Source organism: Streptomyces sp. NPDC093221, assembly GCF_044753885.1.
In the GTDB taxonomy this organism is placed as follows: domain Bacteria; phylum Actinomycetota; class Actinomycetes; order Streptomycetales; family Streptomycetaceae; genus Actinacidiphila.
In genome coordinates this window covers 505,678-523,065 of sequence record NZ_JBIVOA010000002.1, presented here as the reverse complement: position 1 = coordinate 523,065, position 17,388 = coordinate 505,678, and the positions used below count along the sequence as shown (strand labels likewise).

Annotated in this window: 12 protein-coding genes; 6 read left to right on the top strand and 6 right to left on the bottom strand. The window is 72.0% G+C overall.

The annotated features are described in order from the left end of the window. Positions 1–4: 4 nt before the first annotated feature. Together ACIQCJ_RS08265 and ACIQCJ_RS08260 are read left to right on the top strand one after the other, a co-directional pair. Positions 5–505 carry a glutathione peroxidase gene (locus ACIQCJ_RS08265; RefSeq protein ID WP_402711016.1) on the top strand — a complete coding sequence of 167 codons (501 nt, stop codon included), beginning with the start codon at positions 5–7 and terminating at the stop codon, positions 503–505. 126 nt (positions 506–631) lie between these two features. Next, positions 632–1,078 (top strand): hypothetical protein, encoded by a 447-nt coding sequence (locus tag ACIQCJ_RS08260; RefSeq protein ID WP_402711015.1) that lies wholly within the window; start codon positions 632–634, stop codon positions 1,076–1,078. A 153-nt stretch (positions 1,079–1,231) separates the two neighbouring features. Here ACIQCJ_RS08260 and ACIQCJ_RS08255 read toward each other — a convergent pair whose 3' ends face one another. Together ACIQCJ_RS08255 and ACIQCJ_RS08250 are read right to left on the bottom strand one after the other, a co-directional pair. Further along, the gene (locus ACIQCJ_RS08255; protein ID WP_391044452.1) at positions 1,232–1,666 is read right to left on the bottom strand and encodes a hypothetical protein; all 435 of its coding nucleotides are present in this window, start codon (positions 1,664–1,666) and stop codon (positions 1,232–1,234) included. A 134-nt stretch (positions 1,667–1,800) separates the two neighbouring features. Further along, the gene (locus tag ACIQCJ_RS08250) at positions 1,801–2,808 is read right to left on the bottom strand and encodes a LuxR C-terminal-related transcriptional regulator (RefSeq protein WP_188281775.1); all 1,008 of its coding nucleotides are present in this window, start codon (positions 2,806–2,808) and stop codon (positions 1,801–1,803) included. 451 nt (positions 2,809–3,259) lie between these two features. Here ACIQCJ_RS08250 and ACIQCJ_RS08245 point away from each other — a divergent pair, with 451 nt between their 5' ends. Together ACIQCJ_RS08245 and ACIQCJ_RS08240 are read left to right on the top strand one after the other, a co-directional pair. Continuing rightward, positions 3,260–4,570: a Gfo/Idh/MocA family protein gene (locus ACIQCJ_RS08245; RefSeq protein WP_402711014.1), complete on the top strand. Its 1,311-nt coding sequence runs from the start codon at positions 3,260–3,262 to the stop codon at positions 4,568–4,570. A gap of 191 nt (positions 4,571–4,761) precedes the next feature. Further along, positions 4,762–5,001 (top strand): hypothetical protein, encoded by a 240-nt coding sequence (locus tag ACIQCJ_RS08240; RefSeq protein WP_355344375.1) that lies wholly within the window; start codon positions 4,762–4,764, stop codon positions 4,999–5,001. Between the two features lie 204 nt (positions 5,002–5,205). Here the strand turns inward: ACIQCJ_RS08240 and ACIQCJ_RS08235 are convergent, their stop codons facing one another. Then, a complete protein-coding gene (locus ACIQCJ_RS08235) occupies positions 5,206–8,094 on the bottom strand; it encodes an AAA family ATPase (RefSeq protein WP_402711013.1) in 2,889 nt (962 codons plus the stop codon). Positions 8,095–8,349: 255 nt separating this feature from the next. Then, complete coding sequence (locus ACIQCJ_RS08230; RefSeq protein ID WP_401306402.1) at positions 8,350–10,215, bottom strand: M1 family aminopeptidase; 1,866 nt, start codon at positions 10,213–10,215, stop codon at positions 8,350–8,352. A gap of 693 nt (positions 10,216–10,908) precedes the next feature. Between ACIQCJ_RS08230 and ACIQCJ_RS08225 the strand changes: the two genes are divergently transcribed. Continuing rightward, positions 10,909–11,181: a LuxR C-terminal-related transcriptional regulator gene (locus ACIQCJ_RS08225; RefSeq protein ID WP_355344366.1), complete on the top strand. Its 273-nt coding sequence runs from the start codon at positions 10,909–10,911 to the stop codon at positions 11,179–11,181. A gap of 118 nt (positions 11,182–11,299) precedes the next feature. Here the strand turns inward: ACIQCJ_RS08225 and ACIQCJ_RS08220 are convergent, their stop codons facing one another. Further along, a complete protein-coding gene (locus tag ACIQCJ_RS08220) occupies positions 11,300–12,040 on the bottom strand; it encodes a type 1 glutamine amidotransferase (protein WP_355344363.1) in 741 nt (246 codons plus the stop codon). Positions 12,041–12,356: 316 nt separating this feature from the next. Between ACIQCJ_RS08220 and ACIQCJ_RS08215 the strand changes: the two genes are divergently transcribed. Beyond that, positions 12,357–15,776 (top strand): glycoside hydrolase family 3 C-terminal domain-containing protein, encoded by a 3,420-nt coding sequence (locus ACIQCJ_RS08215; protein WP_402711012.1) that lies wholly within the window; start codon positions 12,357–12,359, stop codon positions 15,774–15,776. Between the two features lie 100 nt (positions 15,777–15,876). On the opposite strand, the gene ACIQCJ_RS08210 is transcribed toward ACIQCJ_RS08215, so the two are convergent. Next, positions 15,877–17,370 carry a glycoside hydrolase family 76 protein gene (locus ACIQCJ_RS08210; protein ID WP_402711273.1) on the bottom strand — a complete coding sequence of 498 codons (1,494 nt, stop codon included), beginning with the start codon at positions 17,368–17,370 and terminating at the stop codon, positions 15,877–15,879. Between the last annotated feature and the right edge of the window lie 18 nt (positions 17,371–17,388).

Below are 17,388 nucleotides of genomic sequence, written 5' to 3'. Positions count from 1 at the left end.
ACTCATGAGCAACCCCGCAAGCCTCTACGACATCCCCCTGAACACCGTCGACGGCGACCCCACCACCCTCGGCGCCCACGCGGGCAAGGCCGTCCTGGTGGTCAACGTCGCCTCCAAGTGCGGCCTGACCCCGCAGTACGAGGGCCTGGAGAGGTTGCAGAAGCGCTACGCCGACCGCGGCTTCACCGTCCTCGGCGTGCCGTGCAACCAGTTCGGCGGACAGGAGCCCGGCACCGCCGAGGAGATCCAGACCTTCTGCTCCACGACCTACGGCGTCAGCTTCCCGCTGCTGGAGAAGGCGGATGTCAATGGCGCGAACCGGCATCCGCTCTACGCCAGGCTGACCGATGTGCCCGACGCGGCCGGAGAAGCCGGTGACATCACCTGGAACTTCGAGAAGTTCCTGGTCAGCGCCTCGGGAGAAATCGTCGGGCGTTTTCGGCCGCGGACCGAGCCCGAGGCTGCGGAGGTCGTTGGGGCGATTGAGGCACAGCTTCCGTCGTGACCTTGCCACGTGCTTAGATGCGCGATTGCGCCATGGCAGAATCCGGCCGGTCCGTGGACATTGTCCGGATCACCCTGTTCCTGGTTCGCTCTTCTTACCGCCCCAAGCGAGGAAGGGACAGCGGCAGTGCAGGAGATTGATTTCCGTAGCGGACACCTTTGTGTCGAGACGGACCCTGCCCTGTGCGTTCCTTGCCAGGAGCGGTTGGATCGGCAACTCGCCTTGCTTCCCCGGGTATACGGCGAGTTGGAGGTGGCACTCGTACCGGCGCCGAACTCCGGCGACCGACTGACCGGCACTGCCCGGCCCGGCATCCCCCTGAACGGGCCGGCTGTCGAGGCGCGCGCCGCCATACGAGGCACACTCGCCTCCTGGGCCGATCTGATTGTCGAGGGCCGCACCGTCCGTCTCCCCCTACGGACGGTGCCGGCCCTCGCGGCCTTCCTGCGCCGCCACCTCGGGTGGCTCGCCGTACATCCGGCAGCCGAGGACGCGGCCACGGACATCGATGAACTGGTGCGGCGGTGCCTGCGGATCGCCCGCCCCTGTCAGGAAGTGACATCGGCTCCCTGAGCCCCCAGGATTCCCCCCACAATGCAGGAAACGCTGTACGGCCCGTGAATATCGCTCACGGGCCGTACAGCGCTGTGCGGGTCTTGGCGGGTCTTGCGGCGCCGGGGTCCGGCGGGGAAACCAGGACCTGGTGGCGCGGAGAGCTCGGGGAAATTAAACCGACAGTGATGACACGGTCACATCGGTCGGGGCGATATTCGGGAACCAGTTCCCGGCGGGGACGGCGTTCGGGAACCAGTTGTCGGGGGAGACGGCCACGGCGCTGGGGAACCAGTTCACGGGTACCGCACCCGGGAACCAGTTGTCGGGGGATACGGCGCTCGCGGTGGGGAACCAGTTCGCCGGTACGGCGTTCGGGAACCAGTTGTCCGGGCCGGTGTCCGCGCTGGCACCGGGGAACCAGTTCGCGGGCTGAGCACCGGGGAACCAGTTGTCCGGGGCCACCGACGTGTCCGCGGGTGCACTGGGCGCCGGAGCGGAATCCGAACCGGCGTCGGCGAAGGCGACGGTTGTTCCGATAGCCGACGACAGAGCGAGCACCAGGGCGGCGACGGCGGAAATCTTGGTCGTGTGCCGGATGCGCGACATCGTGATCCTTCGTTGGGAGGGCAGGCGCTCAAGGGGGTGATAGGTACGCGTAGCCCTGCCGATGATGTCAAAATCGGACAGGGCCAGGCCAGATTCCGGTTGTGCGTAAGTGCGCAATGGCGCGAATGCGCAGGTCAAATTAGCCCATGGGCCGCAGCGAGGACTCCCGCCTGGAACCGGCTGTCCGCCTGGAGATATCGCATGATCTCTGATACCAGGCGACTCACAGTGCGCAGGGACACCCCTAGTTTGCGCGCGATCCGCTCATCTGTCAGCCCGTTGGCCAGAAGTCGCATCGTCGTGCGGTGCTGTTCGGTCAGCTCGCCCCCCGAGTCGAAGCTCCCCGCCGACTTCGCCGAGTACGGCACCGCGCGCAGCCAGCAGTCCTCGTAGAGCGCCACGTACGACCGGACCAGGGCCGCGCCGCGGACGATGACCGCGGGGCCCGAAGGGTTGTCGGGATTGGCCGAGACAAGCGCGCTGTGCGAATCCGCTATCAGGAGGTCGAAGGGGACCTGGGTCGCCAGCCTGACCTCGACTCCGACCGCCGAGAGTTCCGTCAGGTATTTACGTTGACGTGGCGCGGAATTAATGCTCTGCCCGTATACGGCGCGGACTTTCACACCCCGCTCGATAAGCGCGCTGTCCGCGGCGATGGAATGCACGAGAACTTCGGCGGGCGGCAGCGGTCCCGGATGCATCGAACCGGTGGATTCCGTGATGCGCGCATTGAAATCGCCGATGGACTGCCGCTTACGGTTTTCCCCGATGAGGAGTTCCACCTCGATCTCCGCCGCGTCGCGCAACACCGCGGGGCGGTAGCGCTCCATCAGCGACTCGGCCGCCCGCACGATCGAGGACAACTCGTCACGCTGGGCCTGGAGCGCCTCGCGCTGCCGGGCCAGCAGGCCGATCAGGGCGGTGTCGGGCTCCACCGAATCGACCTCCTCCGGCACCCGACCGGCGCGTATGAGCCCCAGCTCCCGCAGCTCCGACCAACCGGCCCTGGCCTCGGCGTCGGTCAGCCCGATGCCCGCGGCCGCCTTCTCCGGGGCTATGGATCCGTTGGTGCGCAGCGTCTGGTACAGAGCGAGACCGATGTCCTCGGCATCCGCCCCGCCACTGCGAACAACTCCCGCCACGGCTAGCCCCCTCTCGTCACCGCGGACCGGTCCCGTGGGTCGGCCCGCGGCGTGCCGACAGCACCCGAAGCGACTCTAGCAACGGTTCTGTCCTAAGCCGGCGGACGAGTGTTCGCCGCCGGTTCCATGAGTGCTTCCAGGAGTGAGGGGTATTACCGGCGCGGCCCGGCGACCGGAAGCCCGCAAGTGCGACTTTTCCGGTTGCACATCGCCTATTCGTCGCCCGCGTCGAATGGGTGCGGAGGCGCAGGGCGCCAACGTGGGAAACATCCTCTTGGGCACACGTCGGCATGTCAATACCTGTTTTTGACACTGGCCACCGCATCGTCGCACCTCCACGCATACATGGTCGGGCACCATCGGTCGCCACGCCAGTGACCCTCACCCCGGCGGGCGCGCGCCGCCCGCCGTGTGATGCGCTGGGAGAGAGACGGAAAAGGGGTGCGGACCGATGGGACAACCGGTTCCCGTGGCGTTGATCGGCGCGGGCAAGGTGGCGCACGCGGCGCATCTGCGCGAGATGCGGGACCTCCCGGAGCTGCTGCGCCCGGTCGCCGTCATCGACCCCGATCCGGCGCACACCGCGGCCGTACGGGCCTGGTTTCCCGGTACGCGGGCGGGCGCCGGGTCCTGTGCGGCGGACGGGGCCGGTGGGGTGACACCGGCCGGAACCGGGAGCCCGGTCGGTGGCGTGCGCCCGGCGGACGGTGTCGCCGTCTGCCGGACGCTGGACGAGGCGGTACGGGCCGGGGCGCGGGCCGCGCTGGTCTGCACGCCGTGGTGGACGCACCGGGATGTGGTCCTGGGGTGTCTGGAACGGGGCCTGCCGGTGCTCTGCGAGAAACCGGTCAGCCTCGACCTCGCGGAGATCGACGAGCTGGCGGCGGCCGAGCGGCGCTCGGGGGTGCCGGTGGCGGCGGGTTACATGAAGCGGCACGACCCGGTCGTGGCCCGCTTCCTCGACCACTGCCGGGAGCACCTGCCCGCCGTCCGCCGGATCACCGCCGACATCCACGACCCCAACGCGCCGCACCAGGTCGAGCACCTGCTGCCGTATCCGCCGCCGCCCTTCGGCCCGCAGCCGCCGCCGGCCGAGGCGGCGCTGGTCCGCGCGCTCGGCCCCGGAGTGACGGAGGCGGTGGCGGAAGCGACGGAGGCGACGGAGGCGACGGCGGTGGCGGCGCGGCGGCGTGAGGCGTACGCCCGCGGCCTCGGCGGCTCGCTGATCCACCAGGTCAATCTGGTGCACGCGATCCTGGCGGGCGGGGACCTGCGGCTGCACGGGCGGCTGCTCGACGCCACCGGCTGGGCGGGTACGAGCGCGGTGAGCGCGCGCTGGCGCCCGGCCGACGGCCTGCTGGTCGACCTCACCCATGTACGGCTGCCCGGGCACCGCCGCTACCGGGAGACGCTGGAGTGCGTGGCGGAGGACTCGGTGGCCACGCTCACCCTGCCCTCGCCGTACGCCCGCGACGAGGCGGCCACTCTGCACGTCGACACCTGGGACGCCGGGCCGGCCCTCGGGACGCGGCGCACGTACACGGCGGAGCCGGGGCGTACGGGTTTCCGTCGGCAGCTGGTGGCGTGGGCGGGGAGCCTGCGCGGGGACGGCAGCGGCGGGGCCGGGGTCGGGGTCGGTGCCGGGATCGGGGTCGGCGGGGGTGTCGAGGGCGGCGTCGGGGGTGGTGCCGCGCTGCCCGGTCTGCGCGAGGTCAGGCAGGACACGCTGGCCGTCCGCGAGGCGGCGCTGCGCCTCACCTGACCCACGAGGGCCATCCGTCGGCTGCTGTCACACATTGGCCTAGACCTATTGCTGCGGCCTGTAGTCAACGGCTAACGTTCGATCACGGCGCGCGGCCCGAACAGCTCTGATCTGGACGTCTGATCCGCACACGCAAGCCCCCTTCCCTCCCCCCGCAGGCGCTTTCGCCTGCCCGGAAAGGAGTTGTGCACATGACCAAGCGACTGATGGCCCGCACCGGAACACTGGTGGCCACCGCCCTGCTCGGCCTCGGCGTCTTCGCCGGCGCGGCCCAGGCTTCCCCGCCGCCCGGCAGCGGCTTCATGTTCATGGGCTACTTCCCGACCTACGCGTCGTGTGTCGCCCAGGCACAGGCCAACGCGCCCATCCACGGCCCGGTCTACATCTGTGAGTTGGGCACCAACAACTTCTACCTGCTCTGGATGCACTGACCTCGCGTCAGGCACAGGGCGAGGCGGGCCGGTCGTTCACGGGGGCGGCCGACTCGCTCGTACGAAGGGGTGTTCCGCCGACCGGGCGGGGCGCCCCTCGGCGTTCTCCCCCAAGTCCGCGCGTCCGTAGGGCCGTACGTCGGTACGTCGGTACGTCCGCACGTGCCGCGAGGCCGTGTTCGCGTCACGTACGCACGCTCGCCGTCAGACCTCGTGGCGGTCGGCGGCCGGGTGGTCGAGGGCGACCCTGGCCAGATCGACGCGCGAGCGGACGCTGAGCTTGCGGTAGGCGCGGGTGAGGGCGGCCTCGACGGTCTTGACGCTGATCACCAGGGTCGCGGCGATCTCCCGGTTGCTCGCGCCGCGCGCCGCCAGCGCGGCGACCCGGCGCTCGGCGTCGCTGAGCGCGGTGAGCGGCGCGGCGCGGTCGTGCGCACGGCCCGGCGGGTCGACGCGGTCGAACCCGTCGTACCCGCCGAACCGGTCGTACCCGCCGAACCGGTCGAACCGGTCTGCGCGGTCGACGCGGTCGGCCTCGGCGTCGGTCAGCGCCAGCCACGGGTGCGCGCGGGCCGCGCGGAAGACCCGCGCCGCCGCGTCGAGCGCGGCCCGCGCCGCCCGCGGATCGCCACGCCTGGCGTGCAGCCGGCCCAGCGCCAGCCGCGCCCTGCCCTCCTCCAGCGGATACGGCAGCGCGGTCAACGTGGTGACGGCCGCCCCGAGTTGGGCCACCGCCGCGTCCGAGTCGCCGCGCGCCTCGGTGACCAGCGCGGCGGCCCTGTCGAGCACCGCGAGCAGCCCGCGGCGGCCGAGCCGGGCGGCCTGCGCGCGGGTCGCGGCGACCAGGTCGGCGGCCTCGTCGGTGGCGCCCGACCTGACCAGTGCTTCGGCGAGGTCCGCCTGCCAGCGGCGCATCGCCGGATCGCCCTGCCCCTGTCCCGTCTCCAGCAGCCTGGCCCGCTGGAGCGCGTGCACGGCCGCGGCCGTCTCGCCGCGCAGCAGCCGCACATGGCCCTCCGCGTGCAGCGCCCTGGGCAGGAAGAGCTGGTCGTCGTCGTCCTCGCTGTGCCGTCTGGCCCGGTCGGCGGCGGCCAGCGCCCGTTCCGTACCGCCGCCCGCCGCCTCCGCGAGCGCGACCGCGTACCAGGCGGGGCCCTGGCTCAGCCCGCCCTGTTCCGCGATCCGCAGGCTCTGGTGGGCCAGGTCGAGGGCGCGTTCGCAGCGGCCCCGCAGGATCTCCACCTGGGCGAGGCCCGACAGGCACTGGCACAGGCTCTCGGCCGAGCCGCGCCGCCGTACCGTGTAGACCAGCGCCCGCAGTTCGGTCCGCGCGTCGTCCAGCCGGTCGTGCAGCAGATGGCGGCGGTGCTTGAGGAAGACCGGGCCGTTGTGGTCGAAGAGCACGCGCGGGTCCTGCGGCCCCGCCAGCGCGGCGGCCAGGGTGTCCTCGGCCTCCGGGCGGCCGAGGTAGAACTCGACGGCCGCCTGCTGGCTGAGCGCCGACAGTTCGGTGCGGCGGTCGCCCGCGCTCCTGGCCAGTACGGCCGAACGCGCCGCGTGCGTATGGGCCTTGACCGCCGTGCCCTCCACCATCCAGGCCCGCCAGCTCATCCGGTGGTGCAACTGGGCCAGCAGCCGCGGGTCGTCCCGCGCGTCCTCGAGCGCCTGCGGGAAGACGTCCGCCACTTCGGCCATCGCCTGGCCGCACGAGTCCACGATGACCATCCACGCCCTGACCCGGTCCGCGGGCCTGCCCGGTTCGGCCGGCGGTTCGTGCAGCACCTCGTGCGCGATACGGCGGGCCAGCGGGTAGTCGCCCGCCGCGACCGCGTCCTCCGCCGCCGTCAGCAGCCGGTCGGTCTCGGCCGCCGCGTCCCCCGGCGGAGTGCGGTCGGCCGCGAGCCGCCCGAGTCTCGCCGCGGTCGCGGGGGAGCCCCGGCGGCGCGCCGCGGTCGCCGCCGCCGACAGCGCGGCGGCCACCTCCGCGTCCCAGCCGGGCGTCAACGACGCCAGGTGGTGGGCCCGTTCGACCGGATCACCGGCCGCCGCCGCGAGCGCCGTGTGCACCCGCCGCCGCGCGTCGGGCTCCGCGTCCTCGTACACCACCCGCGCCAGCAGCGGCGGTACGAAGCGCACCGCCCCGCCGTCCGGCACCGGCTCCACGACCCCCTGCCGTACCGCCTCGGCCAGTTCGGCCACCGCGTTCTCCCGCCCCGCCCGGCGCAACAGCCGTACGGTCGGCCGCTCGGCGGCGCTCGCGGCGAGCACCGTGGTCCGCGCCCCGGCCGTGAGACCTGACACCCGGCCGAGCAGCGACTCGCGCAGCGAACGGGGTACGGGGAGCGGCCCCGCCGTCTCGCCCTCGCCGAGCGCACGGGTCAACTCCAGCGCCACGTAAGGGTTTCCGCCGCTCTCGGCGTGCACGCGGGCCGCCACCGCGCGCCCGCCGAGCAGTTCGGCCACCTCCCGCTCGGTCATCGGCGGCACGTCCAGCACCGCGGCCCCTTCGGCTCCCGTCCACGCGGCGCCGTCCGCGCGGAGGGCGACGGCGGTGGTCAGCGGCAGGCGGGCGGCGCGGCGGGTGGCGAAGGCGAGGAGGGCGGCGGTCGGTGCGTCGAGCCACTGGACGTCGTCCACGGCCAGCAGGACGGGGGAGCGGGCGCAGAGCGCGGTGAGCAGGCGGAGCAGGGCCAGGCGCAGGGTGAGCGGGTCGGGGGGAGCGGCCCCGGCCGCTGCGGGCGGGCGGCGCAGGGCGGCGCGCAGCGCGTCGCGTTCCGGCGGCGGGAGGTCGGCGAAGGCGGTGTCCCCGACGTCGGACAGCAGGTCGATGAGGCCGACGTACGGCAGGTGCCGCTCGGCGGGGGAGGGCGCGCAGCGCAGGACGCGGTGGCCGGCCGCGGCGTGTTCGTCGGCCAGCGCCGTCAGCAGGGTGCTGCGGCCGATTCCGGCGGGGCCGGTGAGCAGGACACCGGCGCCGCCGCCGAGTGCGGCCCGCGCGGCGGTCATCAGCGCGGCGCGGCTGCGGACCGCAGCCCGCCTCGTGGGGGTGGGGCGGGCGGCGGTCCTGCCTGCGGAACGCGTCGCTTCTGTCATGCCCGGGGCCCTCCCGACACGGTGTGGGCCCCGATCATCAGCTTCGATCGTGCACCTGTCAAGAAGGCGTGACGGTCGTCGGAGGCGTCGCGTGTGGGGCACCCCGTCCGGGAACCGCCGCGGCTCCCGGACGGGGGCGAGAAGTGAGGGGCCGGGTCCCGGCCGGGCCTGGACCCGGACCCGGCCCCTCGGCCTTGAGGGCCGGCGGCCCGGGGCCGGTGGCGCGGCCCCGGCCGTCGATCCGCCGGACAGGCCCTAGCCGTCGATCCGGTGCTGCGTCCAGAAGGACGTCAGGTCGACCGTGGTCGCCGCCTGGGCCGCGGCCTTGAACTCCGCGGTGGTGGAGACGCCGTACCAGTGCGACTGCGCGTAACCGCGCAGGAGTTGGGTCATCGCGGTGTCACCGATGAGGCGCCGCAGGTCGTGCAGGGCGCACTTGCCGTAGTTGTAGACGACCGTGCCGTAGCGCGAGGAGTGCGCGTCCCAGTACGCCATCGAGTTGGTGATCTTCTCGGCGGAGGACGCCCAGGAGACGCTGTTCCAGCAGCTCGCGCCGGTCTTGCCGAGCGCCAGGTCGGTGGAGTAGTCCGCGAACGACTCGTCCAGCCACGGGCTGTTGTACTCGTCGTCGCCGACGATCCCGTACCACCACTGGTGCCCGATCTCGTGGGTCAGCGCGGTGGTGTCGACCAGGTCGAGGACGAAGCCCGGGTACTCCATCCCGCCGAACCAGAAGTTGTTGTCCAGCACCGCGTCGATCTCGCTGTACGGGTAGGCGCCGAAGCGGCCCGCGTGCGCGTCCACCGCGTTCTCCGAAACGGTCAGCATGGAGTTGGAGTTGGCGGTGCTGATGCCGCTCACCGCGTACACGTTGACCTTCACGCCGCCCGGCGACGTACCGGAGACCTTGCTGAACGGGCCCGCGGCCCAGGCGAAGTCGCGGACCTTGCTCGCCGTCGCCTTGGTGACGGTGCGGCCGGAGGCGCCGGGGGTGTCCACCGAGGTGCCGGTCGCCGGGACGGAGATGCCCGTCGGGTGGTCGAGCGTCACCGAGAAGTCGGCGGCCAGCGAGTAGAACGCCTCGCCGTTGTTGGTGTACGGGTCGAGGTGCCAGCCCGCCGCGTCCCGGATCGCCAGCACCGGCAGCGCGTTGCCGATGAAGCTGAAGGAGCCGTCCTTGCCGAACCGGTCGGCCCCGCTGGGCACCACGATCTTCAGGTCGAACCCGACCGTGCCGCTCTGCCCCTGGGCCAGCGCCGCGGGCAGCGTCACCTTCAGCGCGGTGCAGTTGACCGTCAGGGCGGACGCGGTGCCGCCGGTCACGTTGGTGACGGTGATCGGCGTCGTCGGGCAACTGCCGTGGTAGTTGTCCCACAGCCGCAGGTACACCTCGGTGAGCGGCGTGGCCGAGGCGTTGGTGAAGTTCACGCTCTCGTGGCCGTTCCAGGTGCCGCCGGTCGTGTCGCTGGTCAGGCTGACGGTGTACGCGGGCGCCGCGGGCGTACGGGTCGCGTCGGCCGCCGGGGGCGGTGTGGTGTCGCCCGAGGTGTTCAGCGCGATGTCGTCCAGGACGAAGCTGGTCTGGAGGCCGGAGTCCTCGGTGCCGGTGAAGGCCAGGGTGACGCTCTGCCCGACGAACGCGGACACGTCGACGGTCCGCTGCACATAGCCGGTGGCCGCGTCGAGGTTGGAGTACGTCGCCAGCGTGGTGCTGCCGATCTTCGCGGTCAGCTTGTCGTAGGCGGTGGTGGTCGTGGTCTCCGCGGTGTCGATGTGCAGCCAGAAGGTCAGGCTGGCGGCCGAGCACCCGGCGGGGATCGTGACGGCCTGCGACAGGCTCTCGGTGTGCGTGGAGCCGTACCCGTTCAGCCAGGCGAACTGGGTGCCCGCGTGCGCGCTCTGCCCGCCGCCGGTGGTGATCACTCCGGTGGAGCTCGTCCAGGGTGAACTGCCGGACTCGAAACCGCCGTTGGCGATCACCTGGGTGGGGGTGCAGGCGGCCGGGGCGGCGTGAGGGGCGGTCCGTGGGGGTGGTGCGGCCTGCGCGGGCGCCGCGGCGACCGCGCCGCCCGCGACGAGGACGCCCGCGGCGGCGACCAGGGACAGAAGTCTGTTTCTCATCGGATCCTCTTGTGGGGTAGGCGGATGAGCCGACGGCGGAGGGTCGGAAGGCGGGTGGCGTGGGTGGCACCCCGGGTGGGAGTCTGCACAGTGCGCTCACAGGAAGTAAGGCCCGCCGGAAATCCGTAGGGATATCCCTATGCGCGCGGCTTCGAAGCGACATCGAAGCGGCCTCGAAGCGGCTTCGGTGCCACGCGCAATCGTATGAGCGCGCGCGGCGCCGATTCACGGGTGCCGAATGCCCGCGTGTCGAATGACCGGACATGCGCCGTCGGCACGCGCGTCCACCGGGCTGACGGAGCGTCAATGAGAAGCGGGAGCGCTCCCGCGCGAATTGCGACCGGCTTTCAACCATGTCACACAACTGCCCCTCTGGCCTGGGGAGTTGACGCATCGCCGCTGCTAAACCTGGATCGGGGTGTCACGTATGTGGCGTAGGTCACGTGATTGCCTCGCCTGAACCGGGCGGCGGACAGCCCCCGTTGTTTACTGTCGGGGAGTGGGCGGAGCGTCAATATCCGGCCGATCACCGCGAGCTCATGAAGCCCGGCGAAGGGAGTGACGATATGAACGGTCAAATTCGGTCGGGCGATTGGCGTGTTCAGCCCATTCGGCACCTTCTGCGTTGAAGGTCTTCATTGGGAGTTGGGGAGTAGCGTGTACGGGGACAAGCTTCTTACTGACCGTCAAGGATTGAGTCGGTTCGACAGGGGACGGGGTGGCGGCGCGGGTCTCGCGCCACTGGAGCGCTCGGCGCTCAGCACCCTCACCCCCCGCGAGCGCGAGGTACTGAGCGTCATGGGCTTCGGCGAGGGCAACAGGGCACTCGCCTCCCGGCTCGGTATCGCCGAGCGCACCGTGAAGGCGCATCTGACGAGCATCACCCGGAAGCTGGGGCTGCGCTCCAGGGTCGAGACGGTGCTCGTGTCACTGGAGTGGGCCGAGGATCTACGCCGCGTGGAGTGACATCCGCACGGACCCTGTGAAGCGCCCCGCGGCAAGGCCCGCCGCCCGGCACGGCACAGGGGCCGTCGTGCGGTACGCGGCGTGACCGCGTTCCCCCGCGCTCACCCGCGCGAGGTGATCACGCCGCCGACGCGACGGCGGCGAAGCGCAACGCCACCTGACGCCATACGTCGGCCGCGGCCGCGTCGTCTCGCACGGCGGCGCGGTGCAGCTCGTCGCGGTCCACGCCGTGCCGCCGCAGGCGTTCGACGTTCCACCCGCGGATGCGGTCCGCCGTGGTCTCCGGGTGGAACTGGACGCCCCAGGCGTTCTCGCCGACCCGGAACGCCTGGTACGGGCAGCGCTCGCTCTCGGCCAGCCACCGCGCGCCGTCGGGGAGTTCGACGATGGCGTCCACATGGTTCTCGATCGCGGTGGGATGCTCGGGCAGCCCGGCGAACAGCGGGTCGTCCGCCGCCTCCTGACGCAGCGTCAAGGTCGTGCTGCCGAATTCGGGCCGCCCGTGCTCGCCGCGCACCGCGCCGCCCGCGACCTGCGCCAGCATCTGGCCGCCGAGGCAGATCCCGAACACCGGTGTGCCGGCCTCCAGCGCCTGCCGCACCAGCTCGCGCGTGGCCGCCAGCCACGGGGCCCGCTCGTCGTCGTCGGGCAGATAGCCGCCGCCGAGCACGATCAGGGGGCGCCGCCCCAGCCGCTCGGGCACCTTCTCGCCGTCGTACGCGGCGACCACGTCCACGCCGACGCCGCCCTCGCCGAGCCAGCCCTCCCATCGGCCGGGCCCTCCGGATGCCCCGTGCTGCACCACCAACGCCGCCGTCACGCCCGTACCTCCGCTCGCCCGCCCGTCGTCCGCACCCATGATCCCCCGCGCCCCGCTCCGGAGCCACCCTGCCCCCTGTGACCCCCGCCACCGCGGAAGGCCCCGCCGCCGCGGAAGACCGCGCCGCCGCAGAAGGCCCTGCCCCCCAAGGAAGGCCCCGCCACCGCCCCGCCACCGCCCCCGTCCCGGCCGCCGGAACCGGGACGGACGCCGGGACCCGAAGGGTCGGCGCGTTCAGAACAGCGTGTCGTGTTCATGTTCTTGACGCTCTTCCTGGGTGAGCGCAGACTTCGAGGCGTTTGCGTTCACCTCCTGAATTCGCCGGCAATGACGCCCCTTTGGAGAACGTATGCGCATGGCTCGTCTCGCGGTCGCAGCAGCCGCTGTCACCGCCCTCGCCGTACCGCTGGCGCTGGCAGGACCCGCGTCCGGCAGCACCGGGCCCGCCGGAGCCGGGCAGCGGCCCTGGCTCAACTCCCGGCTTCCGCTGGAGAAACGGATCGACCTGCTGCTCGGGCAGATGACCAACACCGAGAAGGCCACGCTCATGACGGCGGTGGGGGTGCCGAGCGGGTCGCACGCCACCGGCTACATACCGGGCATCGACCGCCTCGGCATCCCCGGCACGCAGTTCACCGACGGCCCCGGCGGCGTACGCGACGGGCAGCCCGCCACCGCGCTGCCGTCCCCGGTCTCGCTGGCCGCGTCCTTCGACACCGAACTCGCCAGGCGGTACGGCACGGTGATGGGCTCGGAGGCCAAGTCCCGCGGCTACCAGGTCATCTACGGCCCCATGGTGAACATCGTGCGCACCCCGCTCGGCGGGCGCGACTTCGAGACCTTCGGCGAGGACCCGGCGCTGGCCGGTGACATCGGCGCGTCCGAGATCGACGGCATCCAGAAGCAGGGCGTCGCCGCGCAGGTCAAGCACTACGCGGGCAACAACCAGGAGAACGGCCGCACGACGACCAGCTCGAACATCGACGAGCGCACGCTGCACGAGATCTACCTGCCCGCCTTCGAGAAGGCCGTCAAGGACGCCCACGTCTGGTCCCTGATGTGCGCCTACAACAAGGTCAACGGCACCTACGCCTGCGAGAACGCGCAGATCCTGCGCGACATCCTGATCGACACCTGGAAGTACGACGGCGTCGTCGACACCGACTACCCGGCCAACCACAGCACCGTGGCCTCCGCGCTGGCCGGTCTCGACCAGGAGTTCAGCGGCACCACCTACTTCCAGCAGCTCCCGGCGGCCGTCGCGGCCGGCCAGGTGCCGCAGTCCGTCCTGGACGACGCGGCCCGCCGCATCCTGCGACTGGAGTTCCGCACCGGGCAGTTCGAGGCCAAGACCCCCACCACCGTCGACTACGAGGCCGACAGCGCCTTCGCGCGCAAGGCGGCCGAGGACGGCAGCGTCCTGCTGAAGAACAGCGGCAGCACCCTGCCGCTGGACACCAGGAAGCTGAAGTCCCTGGCCGTCATCGGCCCGAACGCCGAGACCGCGGTCACCGGCGGCGGAGGCAGCTCCGCGGTCACCCCGTACAAGAAGGTCGACCCGGTCTCGGGGCTGAAGGCCAGGCTGGGCAGCGGAGTCGACGTCACCTCGGTGAAGGCGGGCGGCGCCGGCGGCTTCCCGGCGATCCCGGCCTCCGCGCTCACCGGCCTCAAGGGCGAGTACTTCGCGAACAAGACGCTCTCCGGGAGGCCCGCGGTCACCCGCGACGACCCGGACATCGACTTCGACTGGGTCCTCGGCTCCCCGGCCGACGGCATCCCCGTCGACAACTTCTCCGCCCGCTGGACCGGCACGGTCACCGCGCCCGCCACGGCCGCGTACACCTTCTCCGCGACCAGTGACGACGGCAGCCGGATCTACCTCGACGGACAGCTCATCGTCGACAACTGGTCCGATCACGCGGCCAGTACGGTCAAGAGCGCGCCCGTCCAGCTCACCGCGGGCGAGCCGCACAGCCTGCGCGTGGAGTACTACGACAGCGCCCAGAACGCCTCGGTGACCATCGGCTGGTCCGGGGCAGGACTGCCCGACCCGACCATCCAGGCCGCGGCCGACGCCGCCGCCAAGGCCGACGCGGCCGTCGTCGTGGTCGGCGACTCCTCCAGCGAGGGCACCGACCGTACGACGCTGGCGCTCCCCGGCAACGAGGACGACCTGATCCGCGCGGTCGCCGCCGCCAACCCCCGTACCGTCGTGGTCGTCAGGGCCGGGGCGCCGGTGCTCATGCCGTGGCTCTCCGACGTCCCCGCCGTGCTCGACATGTGGTACCCGGGCCAGGAGGACGGCAACGCGCTGGCCGCGCTGCTCACCGGCGACGCCGAGCCCGGCGGCCGGCTGCCCGTCAGCTTCCCGAAGTCCGACACGCAGACCGCCGTCGCCGCCGCCCCGGGCCGCTACCCCGCGGTCAACGGTGTGTACGACTACAGCGAACGCCTGGACGTCGGCTACCGCTGGTACGACCAGCAGGGCCAGACCCCGCTCTTCCCGTTCGGATACGGCCTGTCGTACACCACCTTCAAGCAGTCCCGCCTCAGGGTCGACCACGACCGGGTCGAGGCCACCGCCCGCGGCACCCAGCCGGTCCGGGTCTCGGTGGACGTCACCAACACCGGCCGCCGCACCGGCACCGACGTGGTGCAGCTCTACATCGGCTACCCGGCCGGGTCCGGCGAGCCGCCGAAAGCCCTGAAGACCTTCGCCAAGGTCCAGCTCAAGCCGGGCCGGACGAAGACCGTACGGCTGACCCTGTCCGCCGACGCGTTCCGGACGTGGGACGCCGACGCGCACGACTGGACGGTCCTCAGGGGCCGTTACCCGCTGTACGTCGGCCAGTCGTCCGCCGACACCCCGCTGACGTCCGCGGTGACGGTGAGCAGGACGGTCGGCGCGCAGTACACCGCGCTCTCCGTGCCCGCCGCCGCCGACGCCGGTGCCTCGTACCCGGTGAAGCAGACCTTCACCAACACCGGCGACTCGACCGTGCGCGACCTCGCGCTGAGCCTGAAGGTCCCGGCCGACTGGACGGCGACGCCCGCACCCGGCAAGGCCGTCGGCCGTACGGTCGCGCCGCACTCCTCGGTGAGCGCCACCTGGGTCGTCACGGCGCCCGCGAACGCGGTGCCGGGCGCGGCCACACTGACGGGGAAGGCGACGTACGACCTCAGCGGCAGGCAGAGCAGGACCGCGGACGCCGCGACCACCGTCCCGTACGCGACGACGGCCGCCGCGTACAACAACAAGGGGATCAGCGCCGACAGCGATCCGAGTACCGGCACCCTCGACCCCGCCGGTTACAGCTTCTCCGCCACCCAACTGGCGGCGGTCGGCTACACGCCGGGCGCCACGGTGACCGCGGGCGGACTGCCGTACACCTGGCCGGACACGCAGCCGGGCCAGCCCGACAACGTGGCGGCGGCCGGACAGGTGATCCGGTTGCGGGGCCAGGGCACCCGCCTGGGCCTGCTCGGCACGGGCATCAGCTCCACGCACGCCGGGACGGTCAAGGTGACCTACACCGACGGCACGAGCGCGGACCTCGCGGTCGTCCTGCCCGACTGGTACAGCAACGCGGCCAGCGGCAACAGCCAGTTGGCGGTCACCACGGCCAACTGGAACCGCCCGCCCGGTGACACGCTCGGCGACCACGCCGTCAGCCTGTACACCACGGGCGGCGCGCTCGACCCGGCCAAGACGGTCGCCACGGTGACGCTGCCGAACGACAGCGGCTTCCACGTGTTCGCCCTGTCGGTCGGCTGAGGCCGAGGCCGATTCCGAGGCCGAGACCTGCGCACAGAGAGCCGCCGCCCGTCCCGGGCTCCGGGGCGGGCGGCGGCGTGTGACGCTCACGGCGGGGACGTCAGCTCGCCTCGGACGCGTTGAGCGCGTCCAGCGCGCTCTGCTGGCAGCCGTAACCGGTCCCGGCCAGCGGCCCGTTCCAGTGCGGCCCGTACACGTCCAGCGCGTTGCGGTCGTTGGCGTGCGCCGCGTTCGCCTGCGTGCGCAGATACCCGCTGTACGGGCGGTCGGAGAGCTGCTTGTTGAGGTCGCGCAGCCCCCGGACGTACGCGCCCTTGAACGACGCCCCGTCGTTGTCGCACGAGTCGCCCTCGCCCGGCTCGCGCAGCACCCCGCCGGAGTTGACCGCGGTGGACGTGGTCGAGGCGTTGCCGAGGGTGCGCGCGGTGGTCAGCAGCCCGCTGTCGCCGGTCGCCTTGTACAGCTCGCTCAGACCGCCGAGGATCACGCCCTGGTTGTACGTCCACGTCGGCTGGCCGTTGTTGACGCAGGAGTCGTTGAGCCCGTCGTTGACCAGGTGCGAGGAGTTGATCATCCCGCTGCTCTGGAACCAGCTCCACTCGCTCCGCGCCCGCCCGAGATAGACGCTGTCACCGGAGATCCGGTTGTGGAGCGCGGCGTTGAGCTGGAGGTACAGCTCGTTGGTGATGGCGTTCTTGTACGCGTTCGTCTCGTTCCACTGCACTCCGCCGCCGCACTTGCTCGTCCAGTAGCCGAACATGTGGTCGGCGTCGGCGCGGGCGGTGTTCAGGTAGCGGCTGTCGCCGGTCAGGTCGTACGCGTCGACCCAGGCCAGGCCCCACCAGCCGGTGTCGTCCAGGTAGTCGTTCCTGAACTGGCCCTCGCGCGCGTTGACGTTGAGGTCGTAGGTGCGCGAGACCGCGTAGCCGTAGCTGGGCATGCCGCTGGTGCGGATGTTGTCGATCACCGAGGTGAGCGCGTTGGCCGCGGTCCACCAGCCGTTGCCGCCGAACAGCCCGGTGCCGCGGTCCCACTTCATCATCAGCGCGGTGGCGGCGGCCGTGCTCCGGCTCCAGGCGTTCCAGTTGGACCTGGCCCACTGGGTGCAGGCGATCTCGGGCCGGTCGCCCGCCTTGCCGCAGGCGCGCAGCGCGCCGACCCCGCTGGTGTTCCAGTCGTCCACGTTGTACATCAGCGTGCGCCAGCCGCTGTTGGCCGCGGGCGTGACGGTGTCGCCGAGCTTGCTGCCGTTCGTCCAGGTGGCGCCGCCGTCGAAGGACCGGTCGAGCCAGACCTCGTCGCCCGGACTGCCGTTGCCGATGGACGCCCAGCCCATGGCATCGTTGTCATCCATATGAAGTTGAATGCTGCGGGAGTAGATCGAGGCGCTGACGGGCACGCGCTCCGAGGGCGCGGCGGCCGGATCGCGCGCGTCGCAGTACGTGTTGCAGATCGCTGTCGCGGCCTGTGCCCTGAAGGTCGTGGGGACCAGACTCAGCAGCAGGCAGGACAGCACGAGGACGAGGACGCGCGAGGAACGCACGCGCGACGGACGGTGGGGGACCGCGTGGTGAGCGGACAGGTGCGCGGGCATGTGTGCGGGCATGGCTCC

Bases quoted from the DNA above. Each gene is read 5' to 3' on its own strand.
- ACIQCJ_RS08265 (WP_402711016.1), top strand. From the start codon at position 5: ATGAGCAACCCCGCAAGCCTCTACGACATCCCCCTGAACACCGTCGAC.
- ACIQCJ_RS08245 (WP_402711014.1), top strand. From the start codon at position 3,260: ATGGGACAACCGGTTCCCGTGGCGTTGATCGGCGCGGGCAAGGTGGCG.
- ACIQCJ_RS08230 (WP_401306402.1), bottom strand. From the start codon at position 10,215: ATGAGAAACAGACTTCTGTCCCTGGTCGCCGCCGCGGGCGTCCTCGTC.
- ACIQCJ_RS08215 (WP_402711012.1), top strand. From the start codon at position 12,357: ATGGCTCGTCTCGCGGTCGCAGCAGCCGCTGTCACCGCCCTCGCCGTA.
- ACIQCJ_RS08220 (WP_355344363.1), bottom strand. From the start codon at position 12,040: ATGGGTGCGGACGACGGGCGGGCGAGCGGAGGTACGGGCGTGACGGCG.
- ACIQCJ_RS08235 (WP_402711013.1), bottom strand. From the start codon at position 8,094: ATGACAGAAGCGACGCGTTCCGCAGGCAGGACCGCCGCCCGCCCCACC.
- ACIQCJ_RS08210 (WP_402711273.1), bottom strand. From the start codon at position 17,370: ATGCCCGCGCACCTGTCCGCTCACCACGCGGTCCCCCACCGTCCGTCG.
- ACIQCJ_RS08255 (WP_391044452.1), bottom strand. From the start codon at position 1,666: ATGTCGCGCATCCGGCACACGACCAAGATTTCCGCCGTCGCCGCCCTG.
- ACIQCJ_RS08240 (WP_355344375.1), top strand. From the start codon at position 4,762: ATGACCAAGCGACTGATGGCCCGCACCGGAACACTGGTGGCCACCGCC.